Origin of the sequence: Actinoplanes subtropicus (genome assembly GCF_000721705.1) — a bacterium.
GTDB lineage: Bacteria > Actinomycetota > Actinomycetes > Mycobacteriales > Micromonosporaceae > Actinoplanes > Actinoplanes subtropicus.
The window spans coordinates 178,994-198,335 of record NZ_JOJL01000026.1 but is presented as its reverse complement, the minus strand read 5'-3'; the positions used below and the strand labels follow the sequence as shown (position 1 = coordinate 198,335).

16 protein-coding genes are annotated in these 19,342 nt (G+C 70.2%); 10 read left to right on the top strand and 6 right to left on the bottom strand.

Annotated features, from left to right (window positions below):
* The first annotated feature begins 22 nt into the window (after nt 1-22).
* The 6 genes from ruvB (at nt 23) to IH26_RS0133070 (ending at nt 8,161) form a co-directional block, all read left to right on the top strand.
* A complete protein-coding gene (gene ruvB / locus IH26_RS0133095; protein ID WP_030440192.1) occupies nt 23-1,057 on the top strand; it encodes a Holliday junction branch migration DNA helicase RuvB in 1,035 nt (344 codons plus the stop codon).
* 143 nt (nt 1,058-1,200) lie between these two features.
* The gene (gene yajC, locus IH26_RS0133090; RefSeq protein ID WP_030440191.1) at nt 1,201-1,593 is read left to right on the top strand and encodes a preprotein translocase subunit YajC; all 393 of its coding nucleotides are present in this window, start codon (nt 1,201-1,203) and stop codon (nt 1,591-1,593) included.
* Between the two features lie 151 nt (nt 1,594-1,744).
* The gene (gene secD / locus IH26_RS0133085; RefSeq protein WP_030440190.1) at nt 1,745-3,661 is read left to right on the top strand and encodes a protein translocase subunit SecD; all 1,917 of its coding nucleotides are present in this window, start codon (nt 1,745-1,747) and stop codon (nt 3,659-3,661) included.
* A 1-nt stretch (nt 3,662) separates the two neighbouring features.
* On the top strand, nt 3,663-4,862 hold the full coding sequence (gene secF, locus IH26_RS0133080) for a protein translocase subunit SecF (RefSeq protein ID WP_030440189.1): 1,200 nt from the start codon (nt 3,663-3,665) through the stop codon (nt 4,860-4,862).
* A 59-nt stretch (nt 4,863-4,921) separates the two neighbouring features.
* Nucleotides 4,922-5,476 carry an adenine phosphoribosyltransferase gene (locus IH26_RS0133075; protein ID WP_030440188.1) on the top strand — a complete coding sequence of 185 codons (555 nt, stop codon included), beginning with the start codon at nt 4,922-4,924 and terminating at the stop codon, nt 5,474-5,476.
* 165 nt (nt 5,477-5,641) lie between these two features.
* Nucleotides 5,642-8,161 carry a RelA/SpoT family protein gene (locus IH26_RS0133070; RefSeq protein ID WP_030440187.1) on the top strand — a complete coding sequence of 840 codons (2,520 nt, stop codon included), beginning with the start codon at nt 5,642-5,644 and terminating at the stop codon, nt 8,159-8,161.
* Nucleotides 8,162-9,288: 1,127 nt separating this feature from the next.
* On the opposite strand, the gene IH26_RS0133065 is transcribed toward IH26_RS0133070, so the two are convergent.
* Complete coding sequence (locus IH26_RS0133065) at nt 9,289-10,131, bottom strand: peptidylprolyl isomerase (protein ID WP_030440186.1); 843 nt, start codon at nt 10,129-10,131, stop codon at nt 9,289-9,291.
* Nucleotides 10,132-10,163: 32 nt separating this feature from the next.
* The gene (locus IH26_RS0133060) at nt 10,164-11,039 is read right to left on the bottom strand and encodes a peptidylprolyl isomerase (protein WP_030440185.1); all 876 of its coding nucleotides are present in this window, start codon (nt 11,037-11,039) and stop codon (nt 10,164-10,166) included.
* A 132-nt stretch (nt 11,040-11,171) separates the two neighbouring features.
* On the opposite strand from IH26_RS0133060, the gene IH26_RS0133055 reads away from it, so the two are divergent.
* Both IH26_RS0133055 and hisS read left to right on the top strand, forming a co-directional pair.
* Nucleotides 11,172-11,855, top strand: a complete 684-nt coding sequence (locus IH26_RS0133055) for an MBL fold metallo-hydrolase (protein WP_030440184.1) — start codon at nt 11,172-11,174, stop codon at nt 11,853-11,855.
* A gap of 24 nt (nt 11,856-11,879) precedes the next feature.
* Entirely contained in the window at nt 11,880-13,193 is a 1,314-nt protein-coding gene (gene hisS / locus IH26_RS0133050; protein WP_030440183.1) for a histidine--tRNA ligase, read from the top strand.
* 1,158 nt (nt 13,194-14,351) lie between these two features.
* Here the strand turns inward: hisS and IH26_RS0133040 are convergent.
* The 4 genes from IH26_RS0133040 to IH26_RS0133025 all read right to left on the bottom strand — a co-directional run bounded on the left by IH26_RS0133040 (nt 14,352) and on the right by IH26_RS0133025 (nt 17,180).
* Nucleotides 14,352-15,107: a carbon-nitrogen hydrolase family protein gene (locus IH26_RS0133040; RefSeq protein ID WP_030440181.1), complete on the bottom strand. Its 756-nt coding sequence runs from the start codon at nt 15,105-15,107 to the stop codon at nt 14,352-14,354.
* A complete protein-coding gene (locus IH26_RS0133035) occupies nt 15,108-15,407 on the bottom strand; it encodes a GNAT family N-acetyltransferase (protein ID WP_245665733.1) in 300 nt (99 codons plus the stop codon).
* 273 nt (nt 15,408-15,680) lie between these two features.
* Nucleotides 15,681-16,610 (bottom strand): acyl-ACP desaturase, encoded by a 930-nt coding sequence (locus IH26_RS0133030; RefSeq protein ID WP_030440179.1) that lies wholly within the window; start codon nt 16,608-16,610, stop codon nt 15,681-15,683.
* 69 nt (nt 16,611-16,679) lie between these two features.
* Nucleotides 16,680-17,180 carry a PaaI family thioesterase gene (locus tag IH26_RS0133025; protein WP_030440178.1) on the bottom strand — a complete coding sequence of 167 codons (501 nt, stop codon included), beginning with the start codon at nt 17,178-17,180 and terminating at the stop codon, nt 16,680-16,682.
* 55 nt (nt 17,181-17,235) lie between these two features.
* Here IH26_RS0133025 and IH26_RS0133020 point away from each other — a divergent pair, with 55 nt between their 5' ends.
* Both IH26_RS0133020 and IH26_RS0133015 read left to right on the top strand, forming a co-directional pair.
* Nucleotides 17,236-17,718, top strand: a complete 483-nt coding sequence (locus IH26_RS0133020; RefSeq protein ID WP_030440177.1) for a winged helix-turn-helix transcriptional regulator — start codon at nt 17,236-17,238, stop codon at nt 17,716-17,718.
* A 10-nt stretch (nt 17,719-17,728) separates the two neighbouring features.
* Nucleotides 17,729-19,306: an MFS transporter gene (locus tag IH26_RS0133015; protein WP_030440176.1), complete on the top strand. Its 1,578-nt coding sequence runs from the start codon at nt 17,729-17,731 to the stop codon at nt 19,304-19,306.
* Nucleotides 19,307-19,342 lie beyond the last annotated feature (36 nt).

The following is a 19,342-nucleotide window of genomic DNA, read 5'->3' as shown; positions in this document are numbered from 1 at the left end:
GCTGCCCTGGGGGTCGTCGACGGTGACCGATGACCTGGTCTCGCCCCACGCCGAAGACGAGGAGCTGGACGCCGAGGTAAGCGTTCGGCCGCGCCGGCTCGCCGAGTTCATCGCCCAGCACCGCGTGCGCGACCAGCTCGAGCTGCTGCTGAAGGGCGCGATGGGTCGCGAGGCCCCGCCCGACCACATCCTGCTCTCGGGGCCGCCCGGCCTGGGTAAGACCACGTTGGCCAACATCGTCGCGGCGGAGTTGGGGACGGGGATCCGTACCACCAGCGGTCCGGTGATCGAGCGGTCCGGTGACCTGGCCGCGATCCTGACCAGCCTCGCCCCCGGCGACGTGCTGTTCATCGACGAGATCCACCGGATCGCCAAGCCGGCCGAGGAACTGCTGTACAGCGCGATGGAGGACTTCCGGGTCGACGTGGTGGTCGGCAAGGGGCCGGGCGCCACCGCGATCCCGCTGGACGTCGAGCCGTTCACCCTGGTCGGCGCGACCACCCGGGCCGGCCTGCTGTCCGCCCCGATGCGCGACCGGTTCGGTTTCGTGGCCCACCTCGACTTCTACTCGCCGGCCGACCTGGACGTCCTGCTGCACCGCTCGGCCCGCATCCTCGGCGTGCCGATCACGCCGGAGGGCGCCGCGGAGATCGCCGGCCGGTCGCGCGGGACGCCGCGGATCGCCAACCGCCTGCTGCGCCGGGTGCGCGACTATGCCGAGGTGCGGGCCGACGGGGTGGTCACGCAGGAAACCGCGAAAGAAGCCCTGCGGGTGTACGACGTGGACGCGCTCGGCCTGGACCGGCTGGACCGGGCCGTGCTGCGGGCGCTTATCGAGACGTTCCGTGGCGGCCCGGTCGGCCTGTCCACGCTGGCCGTCGCGGTCGGTGAGCAGTCGGACACGGTGGAGGAGGTGTGCGAGCCGTTCCTCGTCCGGGCGGGGCTGCTGGCGCGTACGCCGAGGGGCCGGGTGGCGACCGAATCGGGCTGGCTGCATCTCGGCAAGACGCCGCCGTCGGGGGCGGTTCAGGCGGACTTGTTCGCCCGAGACGTATGAAATCCGCTCGTAATGTGAACGTGATGTGTGCCGCATTCGGACTTCCCAGGTTGACCGATTAGACTCGCCGCGGTTCAACCCCGATGTGTATATCGCCCCGACGTGCGCACACCAGCGCACCGGGGCCTACGGAAGGCTTTCTTGTGCCACTAGCAGCCGGTCAGGGAGCAGGGAACAGCTTCACCACCATCCTGTTCCTGCTCCTGCTCTTCGGCGTGGTCTATTTCTTGATGATCCGCCCGCAGCAGAAGCGGCGCCGCGAGGCGATGAACATGCAGAGTCAACTCGGCCCGGGTGACCAGATCGTCACCATTGGCGGACTGCACGGCACGATCGTCTCGATCGACGACGACGTGGCTACGCTGGAGGTCGCTCCCGGTGTTCAGGTGAAGTTCGCTCGCCAGGCCATCGCCCGCACCCTGCCCCGGCAGGACGCGGAGGAGAGCGCCGCCGCAGCCGACGAGGCCGAGGCCGAGCCGGCGGCGGAGGAACCGGTCGCAGACGACACCGTGGCCGACACCAAGAAAAAGGACTGACTCTTTTTCCCGGACCGGCCCGCGGCGTATTCGGCCGCCGGGCCGGTTCGTACGGCCGGAGATCGGCCATTGACAATGTATCGAGTGCCGCCAGGGGGGCGGCCGTAACGCAGGGAGACCCAACGCCGTGGCACGACCACCACAGGGACAGATGCATCCCGGACGGCAACTCGGAGTGCTCGGCCTGGTCTTCGTCGTCCTGTATCTGCTCGTCTTCTTCGCCGGCGGGGCCAAGGGCAGCTTCACCGACCGGCTCCAGCCCAAGCTGGGCCTGGACCTGGTGGGCGGCACGCAGGCCACCTACATCGCGTCCGTGCAGGGTGGCCAGGTGCCGTCGCCGGAGAGCATGCAGCAGGCCAAGGGCATCATCGAGAACCGCGTGAACGCGCTCGGCGTGTCCGAGGCCGAGGTGGTCGTCCAGGGCCAGCGCAACATTGTGGTGTCGCTCGCCGGTGAGGCCAAGGACCAGCTCAAGGACCTCGCCCAGGCGGCCCAGATGCGCTTCCGCCTGGTGATCGGCGCGACCGGCGACGTGTCGACGACCGCGCTGAACCCGCCGACCGCGAAGCCTTCGGCGAGCGCCTCGGCCGGGACCTCGGCCAAGCCGTCGACCAGCGCGTCGGCCGCCACCGGCGCCTCCGCCAAGCCCTCGTCGTCGACCGGCGGCCAGGGCGGTGGCGAGGTCGTGAAGGCGCCGAGCCCGAGCGTCACGCCGTCCGCGGCCGGCAGCCCGGCCGCCACCACGGCAACCCCCGCCGCCACCCCGACCGCCGCGCCCACCGAGGCCGCGCTGCCGCAGGCCACCGGTGAGGAGAAGGTGACCCTCGCCGACGTGCAGAACAAGGTCGGCGCCGCCGCCTGGGCCGCCGCCCAGAAGCTGACCGCCCCGGTCGACCTCTCCACCGACCCCAAGGCCGGCCTGCCGTACGCGCCGTTCGGGAAGCTGGGCGGCGCCGAGGTCAACCTGCTGCCGGCGCAGATGCAGTACGACGTGCCGACGATCAGCTGCGCGCAGTTGGCCGCCCGGCCCAACGGCGCGATCGACGACGTGAGCAAGCAGGCCACGGTCTGCTTCGAGGGTGGCAAGATCCTGATGGACAAGGCGCCGGTCGTCGGCGAGGACATCTCCAAGGCGAGCCCGCAGCTCGACCAGCAGACCGGCCGGTGGGTCGTCTCGCTCGACTTCAAGAGCGAGGGCTCGACGAAGTGGGCCAACCTGACCCGCCAGGCGTTCAACGCCACCTCCAGCGACCCGTGCTACGTCGCCGCCACCGCGATGTACAGCAGTGGCCAGGTCCAGCACTGCGCCGTCGCGGTGGTGCTGGACAAGGAGGTCATCTCCGCGCCGCAGATCCAGGGCGTGCTCACCGGCACCTCGCAGATCACCGGCGACTTCACCGCCACCTCCGCGAAGAAGCTGGCCGACCAGCTGAACTTCGGCGCGCTGCCGGTGACCTTCACCTCCGGCCCGGCGCAGACGGTCTCCGCGACCCTGGGCGGGCAGCAACTGCGCGCGGGCCTGCTGGCCGCCGGTATCGGTATGGCGCTGGTCGCGGTCTACGCGTTCTTCTACTACCGGCTGCTCGGGTCGGTGATCTTCCTGAGCCTCGCCCTCTCCGGTCTGCTGACGTTCGGCGCGCTGGTCTTCCTGGGCCGGACGATCGGCTTCACGCTCAGCCTGGCGGGCATCGCCGGCTTCATCGTGTCGCTGGGTGTGGCGGCCGACTCGTTCGTCATCTACTTCGAGCGGCTCAAGGACGAGATCCACGAGGGCCGGAGCGCACGCAGCGCGGTGCCACGAGCCTGGGCCCGGGCTCGCCGTACGATCATCTCGGCCAACACGATCACGATCATGGCCGCGGTGGTCCTCTACATCGTCTCGATCGGCGCGGTGCAGGGCTTCGCCTTCGCACTGGGTCTCTCCACCGTGCTCGACCTGGTCGTGGTGTTCCTGTTCCGGCACCCGATCATGACGATGTTCGCGAACACGAAGGCGTTCCTGTCGCCGCGGGTCAGCGGTCTCGGCCGCGTCCTGCGTCGCCCTTCGACCGACGTCAAGGAGGCCTGAGATGGCCCGTTCCGGTCTAGCCACTCGCCTCTACCAGGGCGAGGCGAACATCAACATCGTGGGCCGGCGCAAGATCTGGTTCGCGGTGGCCGCCGTCCTCGTGCTGGTCTCGATCGTCAGTTTCGCGACCCTGCGCTTCAGCCTCGGCATCGAGTTCGCCGGCGGTACGTCGTTCTCCGTGCCGGCCCAGGCGGCCACCAGGGTGCTGACCCAGGCCGAGGTTTCCGATGCGGTGACCCGCGCCATCCACGACGTCGATCCGAAGGCCGAGGTGAGTGCGGCGCAGGGCGTGGGTTCGGGCGCCGGTGCGAGCTTCACCGTGCGCGGCCCGGCGATGAGCCGCGGGCAGGCCGAGCAGGTCAAGGCGTCGATCGTCCAGGCTCTCGGGGTACCGGCCGAAAAGGTCAGCGACGACCAGGTCTCGGCGGCCTGGGGCGGTCAGGTGACCAAACAGGCGATCATCGGTCTGATCATCTTCCTCGCCCTGGTGATGGTGTACCTGGTCATCCGGTTCGAGTGGCGGATGGCGGCGGCCGCCGTCTCCTCGCTGCTGCTCGACCTGATCCTGACCGCGGGCGTGTATTCGCTGGTCGGCTTCGAGGTCACGCCGTCCACGGTGATCGGCTTCCTGACGATCCTCGGTTACTCGCTGTACGACGTCGTGGTCGTGTTCGACAAGGTGCAGGAGAACACCCGCGGCATCACGGCCGGCAGCACCCGGACGTACGCCGAGGCGACGAACCTCGCGGTCAACCAGACGATCATGCGGTCGATCAACACCGGTCTGGTGGCGCTGCTGCCGGTCGGCGGCCTGTTGTTCATCGGCGCCGGCCTGCTCGGCGCGGGCACGCTGAAGGACCTCGGCCTCGTGCTGTTCGTCGGCATGGGCATCGGCGTCATCTCGTCGATCATGTTCGCGGCGCCGCTGCTGACCGCGTTCAAGGACCAGGATCCGAAGATCAAGGCGCACACCGCCCGGGTGCTGGCCCGCCGGGCGGCGGCCAAGTCCGGCGACGTCGCGCCGCGCGCCGAGCGGCAGCGGAACGCGACCGCGTCGGACGAGGCGCCGGCCATGGCCTCGACCGGCACGTCGGCCCCGCGGCCGGGCAGCCGGCCGGCCGCGGCCAAGCGCAGCGGCACGAACCGCGGCGGCCGCCCCGGCGGCACCGGCAACCGCCCCGGCGGCTCGAAGCGCCGCTAGTCTCAGAGCACACGACGGCCCGTCTCTCCCCGGAGAGGCGGGCCGTTAGTCTGTCGGCCGTGACTGATGAGATCCCCCGCGGCGACAGCGGGCCCGAGCTGGCCGCCGTCGTCGCGAACGGCACCATCGACGTTCCCGACTTCCCCCAGCCGGGCGTCCTGTTCAAGGACCTGATGCCGCTGTTCGCCGACGGCGCGGCGTTCCGCCGGGTGGTCGACGGGATCGTCGCGCACTACCCGGACGGGTTCGATGTGGTGGCCGGGGTGGAGGCGCGCGGGTTCGTGGTGGCCGCCGCGGTCGCGTATGCCACCGGGACCGGCGTGGTGCCCGTACGCAAGGCCGGCAAGCTGCCGCGGAAGGCGCTCAGCGCCTCGTACGCGCTCGAGTACGGCGAGGCCACCCTCGAGGTGCACGAGGACGCGTTCATCGCCGGCCAGCGGGTCCTGGTGGTCGACGACGTTCTGGCCACCGGCGGCACCGCGACCGCGGCGATCGAGCTGGTCGAACGGGCCGGCGGCACGGTCGCGGGCTTCACCGTGCTGATGGAGCTGGGCTTCCTGGACGGCCGGGAGCGGCTCGCGCCGCGTACGGTCCACGCGTTGCTGACCGTTTGATGCCTGTTTATCCGGCGGGGAGCTGCTCTTTCGGAGGTTCGGCCACGCCATCGGGGAAGACCATGCGGGTAGGATGGCGTTCCTAACCAGGTGACCAATGGCATGAGCGGACTTCTCCGGCCGACGGCGACCGGTGAGGTTCCAGGCGATGGTGTGAGGAGGCCGGTGTCCAGCGACGTCGCCCCTCCGGCGGAGGGCACGGTGCAGCCGACCGAGAACACACGAACCGGCGCGGACGCTGAGGCGCCGCCCGTCGAGGAGACACGCCCGGCCGAGACGGCGCAGCCCGTCGAGGCCGCTCAGCCCCAGCCTGTGCCGCCGGCGGTTTCTGCGCCGTCCGAAGAGCCAGGTGCCGGTAACGGCACAGACCCCGAGGTCACCCAGCCGCTGCCGCCCGAGGAGGAGCCGAGCGGCGGCTTCGGCCTGGCCAGCGCGCCCACCGGCCGGCGGGTCCGGGCGCGGCTCGCCCGTTTCAACGCGCCCTGGCAGAGCACTCAGGTCAGCGAGGTGCTCGAGCCGCTGATCGCCACCCATCGCGCCAGCCATCCCAAGGCGGACGGCCGGCAGTTGCAGCGCGCCTTTGACGTGGCCGCCCGCTGGCACTCGGGGCAGTACCGCAAGTCCGGCGACCCGTACATCACGCACCCGCTCGCCGTGGCGACCATCCTCGCGAACCTCGGCATGGACACGACCACCCTGGTCGCGGCCCTGCTGCACGACACGATCGAGGACACCGACTACTCGCTCGACCAGATGAAGAGCGACTTCGGCGGCGAGGTCGCGCTGCTGGTCGACGGCGTGACCAAGCTCGACCGGGTCAAGCTGGGCGACGCGGCCAAGGCGGAGACGATCCGCAAGATGGTCGTGGCCATGGCGAAGGACCCGCGCGTACTGGTCATCAAGCTGGCCGACCGGCTGCACAACATGCGTACGCTGACCTTCCTGCCCCGGCCCAAGCAGGAGCAGAAGGCCAAGGAGACGCTGGAGATCCTCGCCCCGCTGGCCCACCGCCTCGGTATGAACACGATCAAGTGGGAGCTCGAGGACCTCGCGTTCGGCACGCTGTTCCCCAAGCGGTTCGAGGAGATCAACCGCCTGATCGGCGAGCACCAGCCGCAGCGGGAGGCGCTGCTGCGGCAGGTCACCAACCGCGTACAGCTGGATCTGAAGTCCGCGAAGATCAAGGCGGAGACCACCGGCCGCCCGAAGCACCTGTATTCGATCTACCAGAAGATGATCGTGCGGGGCCGCGACTTCAACGACATCTACGACCTGGTCGGCGTGCGCATCCTGGTCGACACGGTCCGCGACTGCTACGCCGCGCTGGGCGTCATCCACGCGAACTGGCAGCCGGTGCCGGGCCGGTTCAAGGACTACATCGCGATGCCGAAGTTCAACATGTACCAGTCGTTGCACACGACGGTCATCGGCCCGACCGGCAAGCCGGTCGAGATGCAGATCCGCACCTTCGCGATGCACCGTACGGCCGAGTTCGGCATCGCCGCGCACTGGAAGTACAAGGAGCAGAAGGGCGCGACGATCGTCGGCCCGCCGGCGCACATCGACGAGATGACGTGGCTGCGGCAGCTGCTCGACTGGCAGCGCGAGGCGAGCGACCCGTCCGAGTTCCTGGATGCGTTGCGGTTCGACCTGTCCAGCCAGGAGGTCTACGTCTTCACGCCGAAGGGCGACGTGATCCCGCTGCCCACCGGCTCGACCCCGGTCGACTTCGCGTACGCGGTGCACACCCAGGTCGGGCACAAGTGCATCGGCGCGCGGGTGAACGGCAAGCTGGTCCCGCTCGAGTCGACGCTCTCCAACGGCGACGTGATCGAGATCTTCACGTCGAAGTCGGCCACGGCCGGGCCCACGCAGGACTGGCTCGGCTTCGTGAAGAGCCCCCGAGCCCGTACGAAGATCAGGCAGTTCTTCAACAAGGAACGCCGCGAGGAAGCGATCGAGGTCGGCAAGGAGTCGATCGTCAAGGCGATGCGCAAGCAGGGCCTGCCCCTGCAACGCATGCTGACCAGCGAAAACCTGACGACGATCGCCCGCGACCTGCACCTGGCCGACGTGGCCTCGCTGTACGCGGCGGTCGGCGAGAACACGGTCTCGGCCCAGTCGGTGGTGCAGAAACTCGTGGCCGGCTTCGGCGGCGAGGAGGGCGCGGTCGAGGACATCGCCGAGACCGCCGTCGCGACCCGCCCCCCGCGCAACCGCAGCACCGCGCAGGACCCGGGCGTCGTGGTCAAGGGCGTCAGCGACGTGTGGGTCAAGCTGGCCCGCTGCTGCACTCCCGTGCCGGGCGACGCGGTCTTCGGCTTCGTGACCCGCTCCGGCGGGGTTTCGGTGCACCGGGAGGACTGCGCGAACGCGGAGGACCTGCGCGACCAGTCCGAGCGCGTGGTCGAGGTGAGCTGGAAACCGACCAGCGCGTCGACCTTCCTGGTAGCGATCCAGGTGGAGGCCCTCGACCGGCACAAGCTGCTGGCCGACGTGACCCGGGTGCTGTCGGAGGAGCGCGTCAACATCCTGTCGGCGACGGTGACGACGACGCGGGATCGGGTCGCGGTAAGTCGCTTCACGTTCGAGATGGCCGACCCGAAGCACCTGGGCCACCTGGTGGCCGCCGTCCGCAAGGTCGACGGCGTTTTCGACGCCTACCGGGTGACATCGGGCGCGTAAACTCACGCATTTCCGGCGGTACGGGGCGAAGTACGACCCCTGCTGTGGACAACGCGGCCAAATTGTCGGACGCAGTCGGTTGAATGGGGCCCCACCCATCGAGGGTGGGGGTGGGCCGCGGACTTGGGAGTAGCCGAGATTTTTGCGCCGCCGTCGCGGGGTGCGCCTGAGGTCGCGCGTTGCCACGGTGGAGCCTGAGGCGGGGACGGTGCGGCGGGCCGAGACGGCGTGTCGACCGGCTGAGCGGCGTGTGTGGGGCGAGCCACTTGAGGGTGCGGTCGAGCGGCGGTGGCGGCCGCGGGCGCGACGGGCGCGGGCGCGACGGGCGCGGGCGCGACGGGCGCGGGCGCGACGGGCGTGGGCGCGACGGGGCGCGGCGGGCGTGGGCGCGACGGGGCGCGACGGGCGTGGGCGCGACGGGCGTGGGCGCGACGGGCGTGGGCACGGGCGGCGGCGTGTCGGTCGGCTGCGTGGCGGGCTTGAGGCGGTCACGCGGCAGGGTTGCGGGGGCCTGAGTGGACTACGCGGCGGTGGCGGGGAGTGCCGCGGCACCCCATTCGGGTGGTGGCGGCCGCTGGGGTGCGCGCAGCGGTGGCGTGTCTGATCTTGAAGGCGATGCGTTCGCTGCTAACGGGAGCTCTGCACGGATTCGCTCGTCCCGACCCGAGAACGAAGAATTGCCGTTAGCTGCAAACGGCGCGCCTTCAAGATCGGGACGGGGCGGGGCCGGGGCCGAGGGGCGGAGGACGGGGCGGGGAGCGGTAGCGGCTGCGCGCGCCGGGGTGGGGCGTGGCATGTGGAGTCGTGGCGAGTGCCGGGGTGGTGGCCCGTGTGGGCGGTGGCTCGTGCCGGGGGTTGGTGGCTCGTGTGGGCGGTGGCTCGTGCCGAGGGGGTGGCTCGTGTGGGTGGTGGCTCGTGTGGGGTGGTGGCTCGTGCGGGGCGCGTGCCTCGTCGGTGGAGGGGCTGACGGGCGGTACGTGGTGCGCTCGCCGCTGCATGGGGAGGAGGTGGGGCGGGTCGCACCTCCGCGGGGGAGGGCTTTTCTCGTACCGAATCGGTTTGGGAAACGGGCGGCGCGCGAGAAAAGGGCGGAGCCGGAGCCCCGCCCTTTCCGGAACCGCTGGTGGTCAGCTCGTGGTGAGCGTCTTGATGTCCAGCTCCATCTTGGGGTGGCCGCCGCCGGCGGAGGACTTGAAGGCGCCGTCGTCGCCGGCCTTGACGACCTTCTGGGCTATGTCCAGGCCGGACGTGATCGTGCCCAGCAGGGTGTAGCTCGCGGGGAGCTGCGTGTTCGCCGTGCAGATGAAGAACTGGCTGCCGGTGCTGCCGGGCTGGCCGGTGTTGGCCATCGCGATCGAGCCCGCGGGGTACGGGTTGTTCGTGTCGGTGGGCAGGTTCTCCTCGGCCATCGTGTAGCTCGGGCCGCCCTGGCCGTCGGTCGCGCGGTAGCCCTTGCCGGTGGCGAACGGGTCGCCGCACTGGAGGACCTGGAAGTTCTTCTCGTTCACCAGTCGGTGGCACTTGGTGTTGTCCCAGAACTTCTTGCTGCTCAGGTACTCGAAGCTGGCCGTCGTGCAGGGCACCTTCGCCTTGTCGAGCGTCGCCACGATCTTGCCCAGGTTGGTGTCCATGGTCAGGGTCGCCGTGCCCGACTTCACCGCGGTGGCGGGCGGGGTGCCGACGTCCTTGACCTTGCCACCGCCGCCGGAGTCCGGCGTCCAGGTGCAGGCGACCGAGCCGGCCGGGACGGCCGCGGCGCTGGAGCTGGCGCTGGGGCTCTTCTTCTTGTTGTCGTCCTTCATCGCGGTCACGAGCCACACCGCGGCGCCGGCGATGACCACGACCGCGATCGCCGAGCCGATGACCGCCTGACGCTGGCGGCGCTTGCGAGCGGCCGCGGCGCGCTCGGCCATCTCCTTCTCGAGCCGGGCTCGCGCCGCCGCGCGCTGCCGGTCCTTGATCGACGACACGGTGTTCCTCCTGCTGTGTTCGGCCTGGGGGATTAAGACTGTGCGCTCGCCGAGGGCGCCGCGGTGGCGGCCGTCGAGGCGGCCGGCTGCGCGACGGTGAGGCTGGCGATGGTGATCTTGGTCTTGGGCTTGACCTTGTCGCCGGCATCGTCCGCGACGGTGGGGATTTTGCCGATCTTCTCGACCGTGGTCATGCCGCCGGAGACCGAGCCGACGATCGAGTATTCCGGGCTGGCCGGCGAGTAGTCCTTGAAGAAGATCAGGAACTGGCTGCCGTTGGTGCCCGGCGGGTTGCCGATCAGCGCGACCGTGCCCTTCGGATAGAGCGGGGCGGTCTGCGGGGCCTTGCCGGCCGCGGCGCTGGGCGAGGGGGTCGGCGCGGCCGGGGTGTTCTCGCTGTACACGCTGTAGGTCGGGCCGCCGAGCCCGGTGCCCGTCGGGTCACCGCAGCGGATCGCGCCGTACGTGGTGATCTCGTGGCACGTGGTGTTGTCGAAGAACTTCTTGCTCGCCAGGTACCGCAGATCCTCCGAGCCGCAGGGCGCGGTGGTCAGATCGAGGCTGACCTCGATCGGGTCGCCCTGGTCCGTCTTGATCGTCATGGTCTCGGTGCCGGACACCGGGATGTTCTTCGTGGGCGGCGTGCCGACTTCCTTGAGGTTGGTGTTGGTCGTCGCGCTCTGCGGCGTCCAGGCGCAGATGTCCTGGTCGGCCGCGGTGGTGGACTTCTTGGAGTCGAACGCCCCGCCCATCCACGCGACGCCGGCGACGATCAGCAGGACCGCGACACCCGAGCCGATCCCGGCGTATATCCGGCGCCTGCGCCGCTCCTTGACGGCTCGCCGGGCATTTTGCCGTTCGAGCTTCGCCCGGGCGAGCTTGCGCTGCCGGTCCTTACTGGATGCCACCGAACGCTGCCCTTCCTCACTGTGTCCTGTCACACGCCCGCAAGAGTGTACGGGTACCTCCTGGGAAAGTGGTGTGCGCCTGCCCGGCTAGGCTCGTTACGATTCGTACCCGATTTGTCTTTGGGAGATCCTTTGCTCGTCACCGGCTTTCCGGCGGAGGCCTTCGGCACCAACTGCTATGTGGTGGCGACGGGCCCGGGCGAGCAATGCCTGATCGTCGATCCCGGTATCGGCGTGCTCGATCAGCTCGACGAGGTGCTCGCGGAGTACCGGCTGCACCCGGCGGCGGTCCTGCTCACCCACGGCCACCTCGATCACACGTTCTCGGTGGCGCCGGTGTGCGGGGCGCGCGGCATCCCGGCGTATGTGCACCCGGCCGACCTCGAGATGCTGGCCGACCCGGCGAAGGGCCTCAGCGCCGACCTGACTTCGCTGTTCGGCGGCCGGCTCACCTACACCGCCCCCGACGACGTCGCCGAGCTCACCGACGGGGCGGTATTGAACCTCGTCGGTCTCGAGGTGACCGTCGACCACGCGCCCGGCCATACCGGCGGGTCGGTGCTGTTCCGCCTGCCCGGGGACGACTCACCCCTCTGCCTCACGGGTGACGTCCTCTTCGCGGGGTCCATCGGACGCACCGACCTGCCGGGCGGGAACACCGACACGATGATGACCAGCCTGCGGGAGAAGGTCCTGCCGCTGGCCGATGACACCGTCGTCCTGCCCGGCCACGGTCCGGCTACCACCATCGGCCGCGAGCGCGCGTCCAACCCGTACCTGCGGGAGTTGATCGCCGCGCCCCGCCGTGGATTCTGACGATTTTGCTAGGAGACTTTGAGAATGCCGATTTCCGGCTTCCCTGAATGGCTGCCCGCGCAGCGCATCATCGAGCAACGGGTGATCGACCGGATCCGGTCGACGTTTGAGCTGTACGGCTTCGCGCCGCTGGAGACGCGCTCGGTCGAGCCGCTCGAGACTTTGTTGAGCAAAGGGGAGACCTCGAAGGAGGTCTATCTGCTGCACCGTTTGCAGGCGGAGGACGGCGCGGTCGGCCAGGACGATCAACTTGGCCTGCACTTCGACCTGACCGTACCGTTCGCCCGCTATGTCGTGGAAAATGCCGGCAAGCTGGTCTTCCCGTTCCGGCGGTACCAGATCCAGAAGGTCTGGCGCGGGGAGCGGCCGCAGGAGGGCCGCTACCGGGAGTTCCTGCAGGCCGACATCGACGTGGTCAACCGGGACATCCTGCCGTTCCACTACGACACCGAGATGCCCCTGGTGATCGGGGACGCGCTGGCCGGGCTGCCCATCCCGGCCGCCCGGATCCAGGTCAACAACCGCAAGGTCTGCGAGGGCTTCTACCGCGGCCTGGGACTTTCCGATACGGACCAGGTCCTGCGTACGGTGGACAAGCTCGACAAGATCGGCCCGGCCCGCGTGGCCGAGCAGCTGGTCGGGACGGCCGGCGCCTCCGAGGCCCAGGCCGCCGCCTGCCTCGACCTGGCCGCGATCTCGGCGGAGGACGCGTCGTTCGTGGACGCCGTACGCAAGCTCGGCGTCACCGACCCGCTGCTGGACGAGGGCCTCGAGGAGTTGGTCCGGGTCGTCGAGACGGCTCGGGAACACGCGCCCGGCCTGGTCGTCGCCGAGCTGAAGATCGCGCGCGGGCTCGATTACTACACCGGGACCGTGTACGAGACGCAGCTGCGCGGCTATGAGCGGTTCGGGTCGGTCTGCTCGGGCGGCCGCTACGACAACCTGGCGTCGTCCGGCAAGGACCGCTTCCCCGGCGTCGGCATCTCGATCGGCGTGTCCCGGATGCTCGGCGTGCTCTTCGGACAGCAGGCGCTGAGCGTGTCCCGCTCGGTGCCCACGTGCGTGCTGGTGGCACTGCCGAACGAGGAGCAGCGGGCGGCCTGCGACCGGATCGCCGCCGCGCTGCGCCGCCGCGGCATCCCGGCCGAGGTCGCGCCCACCGCGGCGAAGTTCGGCAAGCAGATCCAGTACGCCGACCGGCGCGGCATCCCGTACGTGTGGTTCCCCGGCGACCAGGACGAGGTCAAGGACATCCGGTCGGGCGCGCAGGAGCCGGCCTCGGCGGACTCGTGGGCGCCGCCGGCCGAGGACCTGCACCCGGTCGTCACCGGCGCGTGACTCTTCCGCTGGGGCAGGGTCCAGCTCCCGTTGGGGCCGGGCCCGGCCCCAACGGCGTGCACCCCTACGTCGGCTCCGGCCGTGCTTCTACGCCAAATCCATCGCGATGATGCTCGGACCGGCGGCACCCCGCCGCCGGTCCTCGAGGCGCGTAGCGGCTCGCGGCTCGGTCCGGAACTGATCGCCGGTCGGCCTCGAGCTGAATTCGCGCGCTCGGCCTCGAGCTGAATTCGCGCGCTCGGCCTCGAGCTGAATTCGCGCGGTCGCTCATGGCGGGTGGGAGCCGAAAAGTGCGTCGGATCGGGTTGGCTCTCGCGTGCACTTGGAATGGATGGAATGGCGAGTGCGCCGGATAAATGGAACATTGGTCACGTGCCGAGCGACGCGACGGAATCGATAGGAGATACTCGACTTCGTGGGCGTGGGCGACTTCGTGGGCGTGGGCGACTTCGTGGGCGTGGGCGACTTCGTGGGCGTGGGCGACTTCGTGGGCGTGGGCGTGTCGTCGGCGGGCACGACTGGCTGCGTCGATGGGCGCTCGAATCGCGCGGCGGGGACGGGCCGTGTGCTGGGCGCGGGCCGTGTGCTGCGAGCGTGTCGCGTGGCGGGGGCCGGCGGCGCGGTGGGGGTGGGCCGCTTGCTTGGGGCGGGCCGCTTGCTTGGGGCGGCCCGCGTGTTGGCTGCGGGCCGCGTGGTGGGCGTCTGGCGAGCGGCGGCTGGGCTTGGCGTGGACGACGCTGCGGCTGCGGCCTCGGCCTCAATGCGCTCGCGACGCAGGCGCCACAGCTTCATGCCGTGCCGCTGGGCGAGGCCCCAAGCGCGTCGTCGGGCGTGCTCGCGCCGAACTCTTCTCGCTCCGGGGAATAGTTGCGCGACTTAGTACGATCACGCATTTCCGCCACTTGGGCCCGGGAGAATAAGCTCAGCTGCTGCACCCTCAAATTATCGCACTTCCGGGAATTCGGCGGTAAGCTCGAACAGTCGCTCGATCATGCCAATATAAGTAGATCATGAATAGCCCCATCGATCAGGCAAAGCCCGGCCACGACGCTGCGGTGAGGGGCGGAAGTCACCGTGACCCCGCGGGTGCCGGGCCATGGCAGGCAAAGCCCGGCCACGACGCAGCCGTGACGGGCGGCGACCATCGTGGCGGGGCGATCATCGTGGCGGGGCGATCACCGGGTCGGCGCCGACCTCGGCCGTGACCATGCCCACCGTCTGAGCCGGCACCTGAGCCACCACCACGGCATCCGGGCTGATCACGCTGGTCGGTCCCAGGCCGATCCGCTCCTCGTCGCGCTCTCCGGTGACGTCGGCGGAGATGACCCACATCCCGGTCTCCCGTGCCCGCTCGGCCCGGATCGCGTTGTGCATGGGCTGCCAGAACTCGGCCTTCGAGCGGCCCATCATGTTCTGCGACAGTACGAGGAGCAATGCCGCGCCCCGTGCCGCCACCGCCTTCGACACCGCCGAGAACCGGGTGTCGTAGCAGATGTTCAGGCCGAAGCGGACGCCGTTGAGGTCGAGGACGGGACAGTCGGCGCCGGCTGTGAAGGCCCGTTCCCCGAGCGTCAGATGCGTCTTGCGGTAGACCCCGAGGAGCGACCCGCGCGCGATCACCACGGCGGAGTTGAAGAATCGGGAACCGTCGCGCTCGATCACGCCGACCACCAGAGCCTGACGGAGCGGAGCCAGCCGGGCCAGCACCTCCCCGAAGCGCGGGGACGCGAGGTCGAACGCATTGCGGGCCAGATGCTCCGGGGATGCCAGGTATCCCTGGAGAAAGCACTCCGGGAACAGCAGCAGATCGAGGCCGGCGGCCTGTTCGGCGGACGCGAACGACTCCATGACCGTCAGCGCGGCGGGCACATCTCCGAGTACTTCCGGTGTCTGACAGGCGCCGACGCGAAGCACTTACGCCCCCAGCCGGTAGTGGCGCAGCCGGACCGGCGAGCCGCCGGGCCCGGTCCACCCGGCGACGCTGGTGTGGGTGCACTGCCAGCCGTTCGCCTCGTAGAACGCGATGGCCGGCGACCGGCCTTCGTCGACGACTTCGAGCGCCAACGGAAGCGCCTGTTCCCGGGCCCAGGAAACGGCGACATCAACCAGTGCTGCGGCGACTCTGCGGCGCCGGGCGGCCGGCACCACGAACAGCCGCGAGAGCTCGGCGCCGGCGATGACGGCGACATGTCCGGCCGGCCCGACGCCCGGCAAGGAAGCGATCCAGGCGCGAATCAGCCCGGCCGGAGAAAGCCACGCCGCCGGATTCGGCGGCCATCGGAGCGGGTAGCCGTCCGTCAGATGAACGGCACGAAGGCCGGCTACGCACGCCGGCAGATCCTCGGCACGGCGTTCCCGGATGTCCACGCGCCTCCCCTCGGCGACCGTTGCGGCGCAACCCGGCAGATCAGCCCGGAAGCAGGCGACGGCTCGGACCGAACGCCTGGCCGGTCCGGCGAACCAGGGGACCTTACGCCGCTCGTACTCTCAAAGCCTTTGAATTTGGCGTTGGCGGCGGGCCTCGCGCTTCTCCTCGAACCGGGCCGCCTGGATCTCCAGGTTGTCCATGTGCGCGGCGAGTTGGTCGCGGGCCTTCTCGCCCTCGGCGGTCAGGTCGGTGCGGCCGAGCACGTTCCACTGGCGCAGGACCGGCTGCAGCACCTCGTCGCGGTGCTGGCGCAGGTCGTAGATGCCGGCCAGGGCGATCGAGAGGGCCTTGCGCTGGAAGCCCTCGATGTTCGCGCCGGGCATCTCGAAGCCGGCGACCACGTCGGCGACGGCCTGCATGGCGTGGTCGGCGTCGAGGTCGAAGGCCGCCGCCAGCAGGTTGCGGTAGAAGACCATGTGCAGGTTCTCGTCGGCGGCGACGCGGGCCAGCAACTGCTCGGCCATCGGGTCGCCGGTGGCCTTTCCGGTGTTGCGGTGCGAGATGCGGGTGGCCAGTTCCTGGAACGCGACGTAGGCGATCGAGTGCAGCATCTCGTCGGGGTGGGCATTGGCGTACCCCGATTGCATGTGGGTCATCCGGGCCCGCTCGAGCGCCACCGGGTCGACCGCGCGGGTGACCGTCAGGTAGTCGCGCAGGGCGATGCCGTGCCGGCCCTCCTCGGCGGTCCAGCGGTGCACCCAGGTGCCCCAGGCGCCGTCGCGGCCGAACAGGGTGGCGATCTCGTGGTGGTACGAGGGCAGGTTGTCCTCGGTGAGCAGGTTGACGATCAGGGCCGTGCGGGCCACGTCGGGGATCGCGGAATCGTCCTCGCGCCACGGCTCGCCGCCGAGCAGGCCGTCGAAGGTGCGCCCCTCGCTCCACGGCACGTACTCGTGCGGGAACCACTCCTTGGCCAGCGACAGGTGCCGGTCAAGGTTGGCGGCCACCACGGGCTCCAACTCGACGAGCAGGGCGGTTTGGTCCACGATCTCTCCCTACGGTTGCGTAACTTACGCAACCGTAGCCTCTTACTCGCCGGTACTGACAGCCGGGAGCGGTTACGGCATTTCGAAGAGGATGCAGGAACTGGTCGCGTGGGCGAGCAGCCGGCCCTCGGCGTCGGTGAGGCGGGCGTCGGCCAGGGCGGTGCGGCGGCCCTTCTGCAGGACGCTGCCGGTGCAGGTGATGCGGCCGGTGGCGAGGGTGACCGGGCGCAGGAACTTGACCGACAGGTCGAGGCTCGTGTAACCCATGCCGGCTGGCAGCGTGCTGTGCACCGAGCAGGCCGCGGCGGTGTCGAGAAGCGTGGAGATGACGCCGCCGTGCATCGTGCCGAGCGGGTTGTAGTGGAATTCCTGCGGGTCGAGGTGGACGGTGACACTGCCCTCCACCACCTCCAGGGCGGCCACGTCGATCAGGTGCATGATCGGCGGCGCCGGGAAGTCGCCCTTCGCCATCGCCTGGAGGAGTTCCAGGCCGCTCCGCCGGCCCACCATGGCCGCGTGCTGGGCGGGGTCGGTCCAGCCGAACGTGCGCGTGCGCTCCTGGGTCTGCGTCATGAACTCAGGCTCGCCGCGCTTGCTGGGTCTGTCAAGCGGACCTAGCCTGGCTGTCATGAATCCCACAGCGGCTTTCGACGCGCTGGAATGGTCGATCGACGGGTGCACGATCGGGCGGGCCATGGACGTGCTCGGCGAGAAGTGGACGCTCGTGGTGCTGCGCGAGGTCTTCAGCGGGATCCGCCGCTTCGGCGACATGCGGATCCGGACCGGCGTGCCCCGGCAGGTGCTGACCAATCGGCTGGCGAAGCTGGTCGAGCAGGGGGTGCTGAGGCGGGTGCCCTATCGGGAGCCGGGCTCGCGGGAGCGGCACGAGTACCGGCTCACGCCGAAGGGACTCGACCTCTATCCGGTGCTGATCACGCTGCACGAGTGGGGCAACCGGTATCTGGCCGACCCGGCGGGGGCGCCGCTGCGGTTCGAGCATCGCGACTGCGGGGGAGAGGTGCACGCGGAGCTCCACTGCGCCGACGGGCACCGGCTGGCGGACCCGCGGGACGTGGCGCCCAGGCCGGGGCCGGGGGCTCGCCGCCGCTAGATTCTTTCCGGTGACCGTCTCCCCGTGGGTGCCGCTGCGCCAGACGGTGTTCCGGAACCTGTGGATCGCCGTGCTCGCCAGCAACGTCGGCACCTGGATGCAGACCGTCGGCGCGCAATGGCTGGTGGTGGGGGAGCCGAGGGCGGCCACCTGGGTGAGCCTCGTGCAGACCGCGACCACCCTGCCGGTGCTGCTGCTGGCGCTGCCGTCGGGGGCGCTCGCGGATCGCTTCGACCGGCGCCGGCTGCTGCTGGCCGTGCAGGTCGCGCTCTTGGCCGTCGGGTGCGTGCTGACCGTCCTGACGGCGGTGGAGCTGATGCCGCCGCCGCTGCTGCTGGTCTTCACCTTTCTGCTGGGCGTGGGCCAGGCGCTGACGCTGCCCTCGTGGCAGGCGGTGATACCGGAGGTGGTGCCCCGGGACGAGTTGCCGTCGGCGTCGGCGCTCGGCGCGGTGAACACCAACCTGGCCCGATCGGCGGGGCCGGCCGTCGCCGGACTTATCGTGGCCCAGCTGGGCTCGGCCGTAGTTTTCGGGGTAAATGCGGTCTCGTTCGGAATTTTCGCGCTTGTCCTCGCCGCCTGGCGCCGCAAGCCGCAGACGCCTGCCTCGCACCCGGAGCACCTGGGCAGCGCCCTGCGGGCGGGTGGGCGATATGTCCGATACTCGCCCGTGGTGCGGCGCCTGCTGGGGAGAGTTCTCCTCTTCGTGCTCCCGGGCAGCGCGATCTGGGGACTGCTGCCGCTGGTCGCCCATCAGGAGCTGCGGATGGGTGCGAGCGGCTACGGCATCCTGCTGGCCGCGCTGGGTGTCGGCGCGATCGCGGGCGCCCTTCTCATGCCGCGCGTCCGAGCGATCGTGACCCCCAATCGGCTGATCATCCTGGCCGGGGTGGTCTATGGGCTCGCGTTGACGGTGATCGCGCTCGTCCCCGACCCGTACGCCATCGTCTTGGTCTTGATCTTTGCGGGGCTGGCCTGGATGACGCTGGTCTCGCGGATGAACGCGACCCTGCAGCTCTTCCTGCCGAACTGGGTGCGGGCCCGCGGTTTCGGCATCTACCAGGTGGTCTTCGCGGGCGGGCAGGCGTTCGGCGCCCTCGCGTGGGGGCAGGTCGCCACGGCCACGAGCCTGCGGACCACCTACCTGATCGCCGCCGCCGTGACGCTGGCCGGCAGCGTCACGGTGCTCTGGTGGCCGGTGCACGAGCAGGACGGCGCCGATCGCAGCCCGGCGATCTACTGGGCCGAGCCGCACCTGATGCTCGAACCGCATCTGGACGAGGGGCCGGTGCTGGTCACCTCGGTGTATCGGGTGGACGAGGCGAACGTGGCGGCGTTCCGGGAGGTGATGGAGTCGCTGCGCGGCTCCCGGCAGCGGACCGGCGCGACCCGGTGGGGCCTGTTCCGCGACGGCGCGGAGCCGGACCGCTTCGTCGAGGTCTATCAGGTGCCGACCTGGGCCGAGCACCTGCGCCAGCACGAGGGACGCCTGACCGTACGGGACGAGGAGATCGAGCGGAAGGCCACCTCCCTCGCGCGTGGACCGGCCGAGGTGACCCATCTGCTCCCGGCCGACTACGCGCATTAGCCGGATGTTTCGGATTTGTTCCGATTAACCTGAGGA

What these genes read in the sequence shown, in the direction of transcription:
- secD (WP_030440190.1), top strand. Translation starts at nt 1,745, where the DNA reads ATGCATCCCGGACGGCAACTCGGAGTGCTCGGCCTGGTCTTCGTCGTC.
- secF (WP_030440189.1), top strand. Translation starts at nt 3,663, where the DNA reads ATGGCCCGTTCCGGTCTAGCCACTCGCCTCTACCAGGGCGAGGCGAAC.
- hisS (WP_030440183.1), top strand. Translation starts at nt 11,880, where the DNA reads ATGCCGATTTCCGGCTTCCCTGAATGGCTGCCCGCGCAGCGCATCATC.
- IH26_RS0133025 (WP_030440178.1), bottom strand. Translation starts at nt 17,180, where the DNA reads ATGACGCAGACCCAGGAGCGCACGCGCACGTTCGGCTGGACCGACCCC.
- IH26_RS0133020 (WP_030440177.1), top strand. Translation starts at nt 17,236, where the DNA reads ATGAATCCCACAGCGGCTTTCGACGCGCTGGAATGGTCGATCGACGGG.